This is a genomic window from Methylobacillus sp. MM3 (genome assembly GCF_001645185.1).
In the GTDB taxonomy this organism is placed as follows: domain Bacteria; phylum Pseudomonadota; class Gammaproteobacteria; order Burkholderiales; family Methylophilaceae; genus MM2.
Genome location: NZ_LXTQ01000031.1, coordinates 1 through 400 on the forward strand (window position 1 = coordinate 1; position 400 = coordinate 400).

The 400-nt window shown below is 29.8% G+C and carries 1 protein-coding gene; it reads left to right on the forward strand.

The features are described from left to right. Positions 1–400 (forward strand): YfbR-like 5'-deoxynucleotidase (locus A7976_RS14855; protein ID WP_131801016.1); only part of this gene is annotated, 400 nt, incomplete at both ends.

Here is a 400-nt window from a genome sequence, read left to right on the forward strand (position 1 = left end):
GTTGAAGAATATCATGGACGAAAGATTAATTGGAAAAGCTTATATGAAAAAGCATTAAATCATGATTTCGCTGAAGTGTTTACTGGTGATATAAAAACACCTGTTAAATATGCGAGTAGTGAATTAAAAAAATTATTTTCGCAAGTTGAAGAAGAAATGGTAGAGACCTTTATTGAAGAAGAAATTCCATTACAATATAGAGATGTTTATAAGCAACGACTGCAAGAAGGTAAAGATGATTCAGTAGAAGGCCAAATACTTTCAGTTGCTGATAAAATTGATTTGCTTTATGAAACATTTGGAGAAATACAAAAACGTAATCCCGAAGAATTATTTTTCGAAATTTATGAAATGAGTCTAGAAACAATTATTCAATTTGACCATTTAGCATCTGTACAAG